The following is a 14,991-nucleotide window of genomic DNA, read 5'->3' on the forward strand; positions in this document are numbered from 1 at the left end:
TATATCTTAAAGTTCTTTTTTTATGTATTAGTATTTATTTTTCTACAAAAATAGACTTTTTAATTATTATAATGCTTCTAATATATATATTCTTTATCTTTATACTAAACAAAATGTAAATTATATTATACATTTTATATATCAGTTATAATATATAAGTCACTGTACTTTGTAATTACTTTTTTAAACAACTTTGTAATTATATATATTTAGGTACAAAAAAAGAGAACAATAATATGTATAGTTATCATAGTTCTCTTTTTTCTTTTACTTATTCTATATATTTCTTACTTGCTATTGCATCTTCTAATGATTTTTTTTCTTCGTCTGATAGAACAACAAAAGATTCACCTTTTATAATTTCTTTTACATACGTGTAGCAACCTTCTCTACTACTATGCATTGAATTAATTATAAAACCATCATTCTCTTTATTTAATAGTGTTAACGCAAAGCTAAGCTTTCCGCCCATCTCTTTAAATGCATCATATTTAACAATCCCTACTTTTTGGTATGTTACTAACAGTGTTGTATCAATTATATCTAACTTAGATTTAATAGATGATATATCTTCTTTTACTTGATCAACTTCTTCAAATTTATCTAATATTTGCTTTTCAATTGTTTTTCCATCTGCACCAGACATAAATAAATTATACTTTTTCTTTAATTTGGATTGTTTTATCATTGTTATAATCAATAATAATAATACAATAAATGTGAGTCCAGATAGTCCAATCAAGACGTATCCTATGTCAATTCCTAAGTTATTAAATAAATCCATTTTTATTCTCCTTAATTTACATTTTATCCGAATTTATATTGTTTTATACTTCTTCAATTATACTACCCCTAGTCTATCTTGTAACTCTTATGCTAGGAATATGTATGTGCTATGCTTGTATAGTTTCAAATAACTCAATTATTCTTTCTAATTCATCATTCGAATAATATTCGATCTCTATTTTTCCTTTATTTCTATTTTTCTTATTTATAGAAACCTTAGTACCAAAGATACCTTTTATTTTTTCTTCTATATCTTTATAGACAAGGCTATCATCTATTTCATTCTCTTTTTTTATTTTGTCATCAGGAGCTTCCATTATTTTTTTTATTAATTTTTCAGTCTCACGTACACTAAGATTTTCATCAAAAATCTTCATAGCAATACTATACTGAACTTCTTTGTCTTCAATTGGAATTATAGTTCTTGCATGCCCTGTTGATATCATATCATCAATTAGCATCTGCTGTATCCTTGCATCTAACTTTAATAATCGAATTGAATTCGTAACAGCAGCTCTACTTTTAGATACTCTCTCAGCGACCTCATCTTGTTTTAGATTAAATTCGTTAATTAGTCTTTGATACGCAAGTGCTTCTTCTATTGCATTTAAATCTTCTCTTTGTATATTTTCTATTAATGATATCTCTACTATTTGCTGAGACGTATAATTTTTTACAATACATGGTACTTGCTTAAGCCCTGCCAACTTTGCAGCTCTCCATCTTCTTTCACCAGCTATAATTTCATAATTTTTTTCTTTTTTTTGTATAACCAATGGTTGGATAATACCAAATTCTTTTATTGAATCTGATAATTCTAATAAAGCATCGTCGTCAAAGTTTTTACGTGGTTGAGACATATTTGGTTCAATTTCACTTATGTCAATTAATGTTTCACGTGAAACATTATCCAAATTATCCTCATTTTTAACTTTGTTAACTTTTTCAGGTATCATAGAATCTAAACCTTTACCCAAACCTTTTTTTGCTACCATATATTATTCCTCTTCTCTTCCAATTACTTCATCAGCCAAATCACGATATCCATCTGCTCCAGTAGATTTAGGATCATAAATATTAATAGGTAGTCCGTGACTAGGAGCTTCTGCTAAACGAACATTTCTTGGTATGATTGACTTATATATACGCTGTTCCAGGTTTTCTTTAACATTTTCAACTACCTGTAATGATAGATTTGTTCTTGCATCGTACATAGTGAACACAACACCTTCTATTTCCAAGTTAGGGTTCAACCTATTTCTAACTAAATTTATTGTGTGAATTAATTGACTTAATCCTTCTAATGCGTAATATTCACATTGAATTGGCACTAAAACAGTATTTGCTGTTGTCATAGCATTCACAGTTAATGTATTTAAAGATGGAGGACAGTCTATTATAATATAATCATAATCCATTACAATTTCATTAACTTTCTTTTTTAGTATGTATTCTTTTTCTTCAATACCTATTAGCTCTATTTCAGCACCAGCCAAATTTACATTTGATGCGATTATAGATAAATTTTCAAATATATTTGTAATTATACATTCTTGTATTGATGCATTACCTATCATCAGTTCATATACTGTATTCTCAATATTATTCTTGTCTACTCCAAGACCACTTGAAGTATTACCCTGGGGATCAATATCTATAGTTAATACTTTTTTACCTTTTTCAGCTAGACAAGATGATAAATTGATAGCTGTAGTTGTCTTACCGACACCACCCTTTTGATTTGCGACTGCTATTATACGGCCCATAAAATCCCCTCCTTTTTGAAAAATTCATTTAAACCAAATTGTCATATTGATATTACTATATATTACATTGTTACACTAATAAATATTATATCATTTAATATTTTTTATATCTATAGTAAATTACTATATTTTATATGTTTGTGTAGATGATTATCAGTCAATTACAATTTAAGATTCCATTTTTACTTTTTTTGTCTTTCTCAAACTTATACATCTAGAGACATATTATATTATTTTATCAATCATTAGTTTATTTTACACATTCAACGTAATTTTGGCATTTATAAAATGTTTCACGTGAAACATTTTAACTAATAGATATATATTTATATATTATAATAGTTATCGATTATCTCAAATAGATTTCTCATTTAGTATATTAAAGTATATAATGACTTAATGGTTAATTTGTCTTATCACTTTCTTATATATTAAAAATCAAATAAACAAGAAAATTGTTACTTGTTTAAAAGAACATTAATCTCAATTAATATATATATAATAAATATATTTTAATAAAATAATCTTTCATATATATTTAGTTAAACTGATAATTTATACTTATTTTATTTTATTTTATATAAATCGAGTAGTAAAGACAATCATTACTTGATTATCTGTCCTCTCATACCACCGTGCATACCGTTCGGTACATAGCGGTTCAATCTTATAACTAAATATGAACTGACTGATATTGGTCTAGTAGCAATACTAGGCCAAATTTCTTTAGTCTTTCATTTGTAATCGCTCTACATAATATAAATGACCTTGTAACTCTAGCACATCCTTTTCGAGTGTTTGCCAAATCGTTCTGGATATGATGTTTATAAGCTTGTCGTGTATTACTGTGTCAAAGAACTTTCTAAGTCATTATCTACTATCCACGAATATTCATCATTTCTAAGCATTTTATAATTGCCATCTTCGCACATCTACCTGGTTTAAAACCATAGCTATTGATATGAAATTATTCTTCATAAATAGGTGTTAGTACTTGTGTTATTACTTGTTGAGTAAATTGGTCTGTTACTGTTGGAACTCCTAAGTTTCTAACTCCGCCGTCTGGTTTTGGTATTTCTACACTTCTTACAGGTTGAGGTTTATACTTTCTATTTCTTATTTCTTCCTTGATCCTCTCACCTTTTGCTTTTAGATGTTCACTGAGTTCATTGATCTCATTCTGTCAATTCCCTCTGCACCATTATTGCGTTTGACTTGCAGAAACGCTTAATATAGATTTTCTAACTCAGTATCTGTTCTAATAAACTTTTAGTTTTCACATTCGCTACCTCCATTCTTTTCGTGGTATCTTTGCTACCGCCATATGCTTTCGCATAGAGTGTAATTGCACCTGATGTCTGCATTGATACGCAATCACAATTTTAGTAACTGATAAGATTGTTCAGCCCTTCGCTCTTTCTAAGTCTCCCTAGACGTCACCACTACTATGGCTTTTTCTGACTTCTCACATCTCACTCTTGTATCACTACAAGTATTTGGAATAAAGCGTGAGAACTCTCCAGTTAAGAACGAACCCTTTCCCTCCATCTATCTTCCACATTTACAATTCATAATCATTTCAGTAGTATAGGACTATTGATATGCAACCTTATCCATTATGAACTGCCTTGTATGTGATTTCTGTTCGTCAGACCAAAGGTTTGCCTCCCACTTCCTTCTTATTTCCACCTCACAGTGGACATCCTATTTTTAGCTATATGTTTCCTACTACAATGGCACACTCGAGATTTTCACTCGTAAGAGTTCGCCCATGCTGGGCGAACATAAATAAGGGAATGTTTCACGTGAAACATTCCCTTTTAATATAATATTTAATAATTAATTTAATCTACTAATCTATTATTAAGATAATTCAACGATATTATTTTTAATTGCATATACTGCTGCTTGTGTACGATCTGATACACTAATTTTTTTAAATATATTAGATACATGATTTTTTACAGTCTTTTCACTGATTGATAATTTATACGCAATTTCTTTATTAAACAATCCTTCTGCTAATAATTTTAATACTTCTAATTCTCTCTTTGTTAATAAATCTGTTTCATCATCAATACTTAAATTATTTTGATAAAGTTTTTGATTTAGTAGTGGTGTTAAACTAGGTTGAATAAAAGTTTCACCATTATTAACAGAGAAAATCGCTTTTTTCAATACTGCGGATTCACTATCTTTTAATACATATCCGCTGATTCCAATTTCAACCGCTTTTAATAAATATTCAACTTCATTATGTATTGTTAAAATAAGTATTTTTTCTTTTCTGTTTTCTTTTTTTAATATTTCTAAGACTTCTAACCCATTGCAATTTGGCATATTAATGTCTAATAAAACAACGTCTGGTTTTAATTCATTTATCAGCTTTAAGCATTCAAATCCATCATTAGCCTCACCTATTACTTGAATATCCCCTTCTAATTCAAGTAATTGTTTTAGCCCTTCTCTTACCATAGAATGATCATCAGTTATTATAATTTTAATTGGTGTCATATTACTCCTCCATATAGTTATTTATAGGTACTTTTACAGTAATTGTTGTACCGCAATTTCTTTTTGATTCAATATTAATATGTCCAGATAACAGATATACTCTTTCCCTCATAATAGAAAGACCAAAATTTGAAGTTATACTATTACCAGATAAAACACTATTTTTCAACTCAAATCCTACTCCATCATCCTGAACCTGCAAATTAATATTATTATTATTATAATTTAATTGAATTGATATTTCGTTTGCTCTTGCATGTTTTATTATGTTATTGCAGGATTCTTGAATAATTCTAAATAATGTTAGATTTACAATTGATGGAATCTTAATATTTGCATCCTGTACATTTAATTTTACTTTTATATTATTATTTTGCATAATTTGACCTGCAAGTTGATCAATTGATATTTGTAAACCCAAGTCCTCTAAAGACATAGGCATCAAATTATATATAATAGATCTCATATCTTTAATTGTCGTTCTGATTGTCGAAATCATCGTTTGCAACTCTAATTTTGTTCTAATTGTATCAATATCTACTAGCTTTGAGCATAATTCAGTCTTATGAACAATATTCGTCAAATTTTGAACTGTTGTATCATGAAGATCTCTAGCTATTCTATTTCTCTCTACCTCTTGAGTCTGTAACAACTTTAATCTAAAATTCTCATAATCCACAGACTCTGTAAAACCTAGGGAATCAAATAAATAATCACTATTACATCCCCCTTTAATTTTACACCAATTTATCACTTCATTTATATGTAACAAGCGTTCATCAATGTTATTTTCTTTTTCCTCAAAGATATTCATTTCATTTTCTAAACATATAACATTTTGATGCACTTCCACCTGGTCATCAAATAATTTACTTGCATTAGGTGAAAATAATTTAAGTTCTGGATCAATACTATTAGTAAGTGATTCTTCCTTTTTTTTAAGTATATCAATACTTACAAGAGTTTCTTTCTTTTTATTTGCTAACTCACCCTTTAGTTCTTCATAGTCTTTTTGTATTTGGGACAAATATGTTAATATCTTATCTGTGCTATTTTCTTTTTCAAATTCCTTTAAACTCGTTTTCATATATAACCTCACTTATCTTGTGAATAAAAATAAATCTATGATAGATATTTTAAATTTATATTAATTATATCTATCATATAACAAAACCAAGAATTTTTAAAGTAAATATATAATTTTTTTATATAAATGGTATTAATATTCCCATTTTCGTCTTTATATTTATATACTTATTATATCATTTCTGCTTTGTTATTTAGTAAAAGCTATAATCTATTACATTATAGAAAAAACCTATGTTTAATTTAATATTTTAATATTATAATGTATTAGATTAATTACTATACAAATGGCGTACTTAACATAAAAAGTATTTGTAAGATATGATAATTTAATTTATAATATATAGTATATAGAAGGGAGCGTAATAATGAATAAAAAGAAAAAATTCTCGCTAATCCTATTGATTTCATGCCTATCAGTAATGATTACTTATTTTATAAACAAAATGATTTTTTTGCTTTCAACCCTAAAAGAAACTTTATATTCAGATAATAGTAATTATTATAATTGGCGATTTGGTAAAGTGTTCTATACAAAAAAAGGAATAGGCACTCCAATATTACTAATTCATGATTTGAACTGTACAAGCTCCGATTATGAATGGAAGGAAATTATAGGTGAATTAAGCAAAACGCATAGTGTATATACAATTGACTTAATCGGATGTGGACGTTCAGAAAAACCTAAAATGATATATACAAACTATTTATACGTACAACTGATATCTGATTTTATTAAAAATGTAATCAAGCAGAAAACTAATATTATTGCAACTGGAAAGTCTGTTTCCCCAATTATTATGGCTTGTTATAGTGATAGTCAACTTTTTAATAACTTATTATTTATAAATCCTGAAGATATTTCATTAAGTAATAAGTTGCCAAAGGCTAAAAATCGCCTTTTGAAGTATTTAATAGATTTTCCTCTTATAGGTACTTCTATTTACAATTACCTATTCTCTAAAATTAAAATAAGACAAACTTTTTATTCAGAGTATTTTTCAAATACTAAAAAAATTAAGAATAAATATATATCAGCTTATCACGAAGCAGCACACTATGGTGGACCTTCTTCCAGGTACTTATATACTAGTATTAGTTGTCATTATACTAATATTAATATTGTACATGCATTAAAGGAGATTAATAATAGTATATATATGATTGGTGGTATGGATATGGATCATATAGAATCTATTTTTGATGAATATGTGAACTACAACTCTTCAATAGAGACATTGCTAATTCCTAATACTAAATATTTACCTCAATTAGAGGATAAATATGAAGTTTTAACTATCTGTGATATTTTCTTTAGTTAAAAAATTAAAAACAGAGAGAGAAAAGTATCTATAACCTATACTTTTCTCTCTCTGTTTATATACAAATTATTTTCTGTTATCGGATTGGTTCCTTGGATGGTTTCCCAGCTGTTCTAGGATAAGTATTTAATGTACTTTTGACCTTTTTTATAACTATTAATGATCGCTCCATATCAGTTTCTGGAAGTGTAAAATTATACACTCTATCAACTTCTCCACCTAATCTTTGAACAGCATTTTTGGATGACTCTAATTCTTCTTCCATCTTTCCTGATTTATATGAAATAAATGCTCCATTTATTTTTACAAATGGAATACAATATTCTGATAGAGTAGCTAAATTTGCTACTGCTCTAGAAACACATATATCATACTTTTCTCTATGTTCTTTGTTTCTTCCCAATTCTTCTGCTCGAGCATGAATTGCAGTTATATTTACTAATCCAAGTTTTTCAATAACTTCATTTAGAAAATTAATTCTCTTATTCAGGGAATCAACTAATACAATTTCCAAGTTAGGAAAAGCAATTTTTAATGGTATACCAGGAAAACCTGCTCCTGTACCCAAATCTATTACTTTCATTTCTTTAGTAATATCGTACGCATTAACTAACGACAAACTATCGATAAAATGTTTTGTAACAACTTCCTCATAGTCGGTAATCGCAGTTAGATTCATAACCTTATTTCTTTCAACTAATATCTCATAATATTCAATTAACTGACTAATTTGTTTGTCAGTTAACGTAATATTAATCTCCTTCAAACCATTTATTAGAGTTTTTGTATCTCTCATATTCTATATTAACTCCTTCTTAACTGTTCTAAATATACTAATAATACAGATATATCAGCAGGTGATACCCCTGAGATTCTAGATGCTTGGCCTACTGATAATGGCTTAACACTTACAAGCTTTTGTTTTGCTTCATTTCTCAAACTATTTATATTATTGTAATCAATATCTGAAGGAATTAGCTTATTCTCTAATTTTTTGAATTGTTCTACCTGTTTCAACTGTCTTTTTATATATCCGTCGTACTTAATATTTATGTTTACTTGTTCTTTAACATCATCAGGAAGATCGACTCTTTTTTTATCAATGCCTTTAACAATTTCATAGGACAATTCTGGTCTTCTTACTAATTCCGCTAAAGTTGTACCACTTTTTAATAATGTACTATTATTTTTATCTAGTATTTCTTGAACATCCTTTGTTGCTCCAATATTAGTATTTTCTAATCGTAGTATTTCATCTTGTATCATTTTTTCTTTATTAAGTAAATTCTGATAACGTTCCTCACTAATTAGACCAATTGAGTATCCAATCTTAGTCAGTCTTGAATCGGCATTATCTTGCCTTAAAATCAGTCTATATTCTGCTCTTGACGTCATCATACGGTATGGCTCACGTGTACCTTTAGTCACCAAATCGTCAATTAACACACCAATGTAGGCGCTTGATCTATCTATTACAACTTGCTCTCTATTTAGTACCTTAAGAGCAGCATTAATACCAGCAATTAAACCTTGGGCTGCCGCTTCTTCATATCCAGAACTACCATTAAACTGACCACCACTAAATAAACCTTTAACATTCTTAAACTCAAGCGTAGATTTTAATTGCATTGGATTTATACAATCATATTCTATTGCATAGGCGTTTCTCACTATTTTAGCATTTTCAAGTCCTGCTACCGAACGATACATCTTATATTGAACATCTTCTGGTAAGGAACTTGACATTCCTCCAATATACATCTCATTTGTGTAATTACCTTCAGGTTCAATAAATACTTGATGCCTTTCTTTGTCAGCAAAACGAACAACTTTATCTTCAATTGATGGACAATATCTAGGTCCCGTTCCTTCAATTGCTCCTGAATAAATTGGTGATCGGTCAAGATTTTCACGTATTATTTCATGAGTTTGTTCATTCGTGTAAGTTAACCAGCAAGAAATCTGCTCTTTTTGTATATCCTCTGCTGTATTTGTAAATGAAAATGGTACTATTTTGTCATCACCTTTTTGTTCAATCATTTTGCTGAAATCAATACTTCTTTTATCAATTCTTGCAGGTGTACCTGTCTTAAAACGGAACATTTCGATTCCTAAATTTTTCAGTGATTCTGTTAGATAATTTGCAGCTGATAATCCATTTGGTCCAGTATAATTACTTACGTCACCGTAAATACATCTTGCTTTTAAATAGGTTCCTGTACATAATACAACTGCTTTACAAGGATATATTGCTCCAGAATACGTTTTAACTCCTGTCACTTTTCCATCTTCAGATAATATTTCAACAACTTCACCTTGTTTTAACGTAAGGTTATCTGTACTTTCTAGGACACCTCTCATAGTTCTACTATATTCCATCTTATCAGCTTGTGCTCTTAGAGAATGTACTGCTGGACCTTTTGATTCATTTAACATCTTTGATTGAATATAGGTTTTATCAATATTCTTGCCCATTTCTCCACCAAGCGCATCAATTTCTCTAACTAAGTGTCCTTTTGAGCTTCCCCCTACATTGGGATTACATGGCATAAGTGCAACACTATCCATGCTTATTGTAAATACAATTGTATTTAATCCTAATCTTGCACTTGCTAGTGCTGCTTCACATCCTGCGTGCCCAGCCCCTACAACAACTACATCATAACTCTCATATATATATGCCATTCTGATTCCCATGCCTTTCAACTCATACAATCCATTTTATATCTTCAACTATTTTCCCATACAGAACTCGCTAAATATGGTATTTACCAAATCATCTTCAATTGACTCTCCAATAATAGTTCCCAATCTTTCATAAGCACTCATTAAGTCGATTGAATAGAAGTCTTCTGGCATTTGATCTTTTATACTACGGACTACTTGCTCAAGACTATCCAATGATTCCTGAATTGCTTGCTTATGTCTTGCATTTGTAATATATATTTCATCATTAAAGTCAATATTTCCTGTAAAAAACATATGCATGATTGTATCTTTAAACTGATCGATCCCAAGTTTTTCTTTTGCAGATATACTTATAACATCTTTACCTGTAATATTTCTAATTTCCTCTTCTTTAACTTTGATATTTAAATCAATCTTATTTAACAGAATAATTGCTTTTTTATTTTCTATTAATGAAATGATATCTCTATCATTAACATCAAGTTCTGAAGATGCATCCACAACATAGATTACTAAATCAGCTTCTTCAATCCATTTTTTAGCTTTACTAACTCCTATTTGTTCAACTATATCTGAAGTTTTACGTATACCTGCAGTATCAATTATATTTAAACCAATTCCTGCAATATTAATTGATTCTTCTAATGTATCCCTTGTAGTTCCTGCAATATCTGTAACAATTGCTCTTTCTTCACCCAATAATACATTCAGCAAGGATGATTTTCCTGCATTCGGTTTTCCAATGATTGCAGTATTTATTCCTTCTTTTAATATCCTTCCTTCATCTGAAGATGAAAGTAACTTTTCTAATATTATTTTGCTTTCTGAAACATGCGTAAGCAATTCTTCAGAAAAATTATCTAATGATATGTGTTCTGGATCATCTAATGCAGCTTCTATAAATGCAATGTCTCGTATAATATTTTTTCGTATCTCGTTTATTTTACTTAATAAATTACCTTGTAATTGCTTGATTGAACTCTTTAAGGCATAATCATTTTTTGCATTAATTACATCCATAACGGCTTCAGCCTGAGATAAATCAATTCTGCCATTTAAAAATGCTCTTTTGGTAAATTCACCAGGTTCTGCTGGTCTAGCACCTTGTTTTATGACGATGTCCAATATACGCTTCGTAACAACAACACCACCATGACATTGTATTTCTACGACATCTTCCGCTGTATAACTATTTGGACCTTTCATTATTAAAACCAATGCCTCATCTACCACCTGACTGTTCTCTATAATATATCCATAATGAACAGTGTGGCTATTTACTTCAGATATTTTTTTCTTTCCACCCTTCGATAAATATATCCTATCTATTATGGATAAAGCATCTTCTCCACTTATTCTTATAATACTTATTCCTGCATTGCTAACCGCTGTTGCAATTGCAGCTATGGTATCTGTATTCATATTTTTTCTCCATTTACAATAGCCGATAGAATAATATTCTATCGGCTATTTCACATTGAATATTACATCTAACTACTACCTACTGATATAATATTTTTATTACCAAGTTGTTTATATACTACTTTCCTTATTATACTCTTTTTTACTATAATCTTTTTTATATTCTTTATTATATCTTTTCAGTGAAACAACTACTCTTCTATAAGGTTCTTCGCCTTCACTGTGCGTTTCAACAAATTTATCATTCTGAAGAGTAGAATGAATAACTCTTCTTTCATAAGGATTCATAGGTTCAAGAGAAACAGATTTTTTCGTTCTTTTTACTTTATACGCAATGTTTTTTGCAAGATTCTGAAGAGTCTCTCTTCTTCTTTCTCTATAGTTTTCTGTATCAATCTTAACTTTTAAATAACTACTACTTTCCTTGTTTACAACTAAACTTGTTAAGTACTGTAATGAGTCTAATGTTTGTCCTCGTTTACCAATGAGAACACCCATTTCATTTCCACTTATATTAATATCAACCGTACCTTGAACTTCATCATATTTTAAATCAATAGAAGCTTGAATGTTCATTGCAAGAAATAATCTTTCAAGAAAATGTCTTGTTACACCTTCTATGCTAAACTTACATCTTGCTTTTATCTTTGCTGGTTTATTATTAAATAAACCTAAAAAACCACTACTTGCTTTCTCGATTACTTCATATTCAAGATTATCACTGCTTGTTCCTAATTTAATGGTTGCCTCTGTTATCGCATCAGAAACTGTTTTAGCAGTAATATAGGTCCAATCCATCACGATTATTTATCCCCCTTATCAGAATTATTCCTATTTTTCAGAAGATTGGCGTTTGCAGCGATACTTCCAGATTTATAGGAAACATCACTCTTTTGATAATTTGATGGTTCATTTGATTTATTACTTGTACTAGTACTTTTTTGATTTACACTTGTATGAATCGATTTTGTCTGTTTCTTAGCCAATTCTTCTAATTGTTTATTAGGATCAATTCCTAACTTTTCATTTCTCTTCTTAGACTTTTCAACATTAATTTTAATTAAATCATTTACGTCAATTTTATCTAGGTATCTATTAATAGCAATTTGTTGTATTATTTGGAATACACTACCTGTAATCCAGTAGACACCAATACCTACTGGCATTGCTAAACACATAACCCCTGACATAATTGGCATTACTGTATTCATTGTCTTCATTGTTGATGCTGCTGTACTATTCTCATCCATATTTGCAGTAGCAGGCATAAATTTTGTTTGTAAAAATTGGAATGCTGCAGCTAATATAGGTATAATAATACCAGGGAATGTAAATCCAGGAACATCAGCAATATTTAATCCAAATAAAAACTTATTAATGTGAATGATGTGATTTGAATTTGTATGAATAACATCCGCTAATTGTGGAAATTTATCAACTAACTTATCCCATTCATTTGCATTAAACTTTGATAATATATCTATGATATTGTTCGTCTGTAAATTACCAGAAATTTTAACATGAACTTGGCTAGCAAAATCCTTCATTATGCTAGCATATCCATTTGTATCTTGTATACCATTTGCTACTGATGCATATAATGCATGTACATCATTAACATAAGCTGGTATATTATATACTACACGATATAGTGCGAATATTATTGGAAGCGTGATTAATAACGGTAAACAACCTGCTGTTGGATTAGAACCGTATTTTTGATAAACAGCTTGAGTTTCCAACTGTTGCTTTTTCATTGAAGCTTCATCTTTTTTACCTTTATATTTTTGCTGAATTTTCATTAGCTCAGGACTCATTGCAGAAGAAACTTTACTAAACTTTTGTTGTTTAATTGTTAAAGGTATCATTAACGACTTAACGATAAATGTAAACAAAACAATACATAAAGCTGCATTAGTTACATTGAATAATGATAAAAATTCGTACAACGCATTTAATATTAACCCTAATAATTTCGCAACTGGTCCAATAAAAATACCCTGATATTGGGTAAGAAATACACTAAACAATTATTTTTCCTCCTTGGAGCTTTGTTCTATTATGGGACTGGATCATATCCCCCTTTAGCAAACGGATGGCATCGCAGTATCCTTTTTATTGCAAGATATGTCCCTTTTATAGCACCGTATTTTTCTAGCGCTTCAATTGCATACATAGAGCAGGTTGGCGTATAGATACATGATGGCCTACCTTTTAATGGAGAAATATATTTCCGATACAATCTTATTAAAAACACCAAAATTCGTTTCATATTCACAACTATTTCATCTCATTTTCTATCTTACTATTTTATGAATTTTGCCTAAATGAAGAACCGCACTACTTACTTCATTATAATTCTTGTCTTTAATACCTACTCTAGCAATTACCACTATATCTAAACCATTCTGAAACATTGTTTCATTCAATCGATAGCTTTCTCGAATTAACCTCTGTACTCGGTGTCTAACTACACTGTTACCAACTTTTTTACTAACAGATATTCCAATTCTATTCCTATTCAATTCATTTTTTAAAATATACATGACTAAATATTTATTTGCATACGACTTTCCTTTATCATAAACATTTTTAAAGTCACGATTTTTCTTTAATGATTCTGACAACATCAAAATCTCCTAATTTCCACTTTTCATTCTAATAATTTCATTAATAATAGAAGAAAAGGTCACAATAATGCGACCTATGCTGATAATTTATTTCTTCCTTTTGCTCTTCTGCTAGAAAGTACTTTTCTACCATTAGCAGTACTCATTCTTGCTCTGAATCCATGAACCTTAGCTCTTGATCTCTTTTTTGGTTGATATGTCATTTTCATATTAAGACACCTCCTTTGATAATACCTAACTATATATAGTAAGCGTATTGATTCTATTCTAATGTAATTGAAAATATCATGTTAATTATATGCGCTATCTCTTGCTTCGTCAAGTACTTCTTTTATCACTTTTTATTAGAATCTTTCAATAATATTTCTGAAGAGAATAAGTTACCAACATTTTTTTGTTCACAATTGTTAATTTTGATAGTTATCCACAAATTGTTGATAACATGTGGATAACTATCAAAATATGTGTTAATATTATATCATGATACAGTTTTTAGTTAAGGATTATGTAATTTCAGTAAGCTGTTTATATTTTTGACTGTTTATTAACAATTATGTGAATAAACTATTTTAATATGTGGATTACTTGTTTAACTTCAGAGGAATTCACACTATACACTTTAGTTTATCCACAAAAATATTATAATTCGCTTATTAATTTAATTAATAATACACAAAAATATGGCCATATTCCACAACCAAGAATAATAACCATTGAAAATGCAACAAATTTGTTATAAGATATAGTATATGAAAATTTATAATTAGGGGGATTATG

Annotated in this window: 15 protein-coding genes and 1 pseudogene; 1 reads left to right on the forward strand and 15 read right to left on the reverse strand. The window is 29.0% G+C overall.

What is annotated here, in order from left to right; translation table 11 throughout:
• Positions 1–271: 271 nt before the first annotated feature.
• From bsdtb5_RS21680 to bsdtb5_RS21705, 7 genes and pseudogenes are all read right to left on the reverse strand, one after another.
• Positions 272–784 carry a DUF4446 family protein gene (locus tag bsdtb5_RS21680; RefSeq protein ID WP_271714007.1) on the reverse strand — a complete coding sequence of 171 codons (513 nt, stop codon included), beginning with the start codon at positions 782–784 and terminating at the stop codon, positions 272–274.
• 109 nt (positions 785–893) lie between these two features.
• Positions 894–1,781, reverse strand: coding sequence for a ParB/RepB/Spo0J family partition protein (locus tag bsdtb5_RS21685; RefSeq protein WP_271714008.1), 888 nt, complete (start codon positions 1,779–1,781; stop codon positions 894–896).
• A 3-nt stretch (positions 1,782–1,784) separates the two neighbouring features.
• Positions 1,785–2,552 (reverse strand): ParA family protein, encoded by a 768-nt coding sequence (locus bsdtb5_RS21690; RefSeq protein ID WP_271714009.1) that lies wholly within the window; start codon positions 2,550–2,552, stop codon positions 1,785–1,787.
• Between the two features lie 804 nt (positions 2,553–3,356).
• A pseudogene (locus bsdtb5_RS21900) lies at positions 3,357–3,666 on the reverse strand (reverse transcriptase domain-containing protein); the annotation flags it as partial.
• Positions 3,667–3,793: 127 nt separating this feature from the next.
• Positions 3,794–3,916, reverse strand: coding sequence for a hypothetical protein (locus bsdtb5_RS21695; RefSeq protein ID WP_271714010.1), 123 nt, complete (start codon positions 3,914–3,916; stop codon positions 3,794–3,796).
• A gap of 499 nt (positions 3,917–4,415) precedes the next feature.
• On the reverse strand, positions 4,416–5,066 hold the full coding sequence (locus bsdtb5_RS21700) for a response regulator (protein WP_271714011.1): 651 nt from the start codon (positions 5,064–5,066) through the stop codon (positions 4,416–4,418).
• A 1-nt stretch (position 5,067) separates the two neighbouring features.
• On the reverse strand, positions 5,068–6,153 hold the full coding sequence (locus bsdtb5_RS21705; RefSeq protein WP_271714012.1) for a sensor histidine kinase: 1,086 nt from the start codon (positions 6,151–6,153) through the stop codon (positions 5,068–5,070).
• A 367-nt stretch (positions 6,154–6,520) separates the two neighbouring features.
• On the opposite strand from bsdtb5_RS21705, the gene bsdtb5_RS21710 reads away from it, so the two are divergent.
• A complete protein-coding gene (locus bsdtb5_RS21710) occupies positions 6,521–7,474 on the forward strand; it encodes an alpha/beta hydrolase (protein WP_271714013.1) in 954 nt (317 codons plus the stop codon).
• A 76-nt stretch (positions 7,475–7,550) separates the two neighbouring features.
• Here the strand turns inward: bsdtb5_RS21710 and rsmG are convergent, their stop codons facing one another.
• From rsmG to rpmH, 8 genes are all read right to left on the reverse strand, one after another.
• Positions 7,551–8,270, reverse strand: a complete 720-nt coding sequence (gene rsmG / locus bsdtb5_RS21715; RefSeq protein WP_271714014.1) for a 16S rRNA (guanine(527)-N(7))-methyltransferase RsmG — start codon at positions 8,268–8,270, stop codon at positions 7,551–7,553.
• A gap of 8 nt (positions 8,271–8,278) precedes the next feature.
• Positions 8,279–10,159: a tRNA uridine-5-carboxymethylaminomethyl(34) synthesis enzyme MnmG gene (gene mnmG / locus bsdtb5_RS21720; protein ID WP_271716165.1), complete on the reverse strand. Its 1,881-nt coding sequence runs from the start codon at positions 10,157–10,159 to the stop codon at positions 8,279–8,281.
• A 48-nt stretch (positions 10,160–10,207) separates the two neighbouring features.
• The gene (mnmE, locus tag bsdtb5_RS21725; protein WP_271714015.1) at positions 10,208–11,584 is read right to left on the reverse strand and encodes a tRNA uridine-5-carboxymethylaminomethyl(34) synthesis GTPase MnmE; all 1,377 of its coding nucleotides are present in this window, start codon (positions 11,582–11,584) and stop codon (positions 10,208–10,210) included.
• Positions 11,585–11,695: 111 nt separating this feature from the next.
• Entirely contained in the window at positions 11,696–12,382 is a 687-nt protein-coding gene (gene jag, locus bsdtb5_RS21730; protein ID WP_271714016.1) for an RNA-binding cell elongation regulator Jag/EloR, read from the reverse strand.
• Between the two features lie 5 nt (positions 12,383–12,387).
• A complete protein-coding gene (locus bsdtb5_RS21735) occupies positions 12,388–13,614 on the reverse strand; it encodes a YidC/Oxa1 family membrane protein insertase (protein ID WP_271714017.1) in 1,227 nt (408 codons plus the stop codon).
• A gap of 29 nt (positions 13,615–13,643) precedes the next feature.
• A complete protein-coding gene (gene yidD / locus bsdtb5_RS21740; protein ID WP_271716166.1) occupies positions 13,644–13,856 on the reverse strand; it encodes a membrane protein insertion efficiency factor YidD in 213 nt (70 codons plus the stop codon).
• A gap of 25 nt (positions 13,857–13,881) precedes the next feature.
• A complete protein-coding gene (rnpA, locus tag bsdtb5_RS21745; RefSeq protein WP_271714018.1) occupies positions 13,882–14,217 on the reverse strand; it encodes a ribonuclease P protein component in 336 nt (111 codons plus the stop codon).
• 71 nt (positions 14,218–14,288) lie between these two features.
• Positions 14,289–14,423, reverse strand: a complete 135-nt coding sequence (gene rpmH / locus bsdtb5_RS21750; RefSeq protein WP_271714019.1) for a 50S ribosomal protein L34 — start codon at positions 14,421–14,423, stop codon at positions 14,289–14,291.
• Between the last annotated feature and the right edge of the window lie 568 nt (positions 14,424–14,991).

The sequence above is a fragment of the Anaeromicropila herbilytica genome (assembly GCF_016591975.1).
GTDB lineage: Bacteria > Bacillota > Clostridia > Lachnospirales > Lachnospiraceae > Anaeromicropila > Anaeromicropila herbilytica.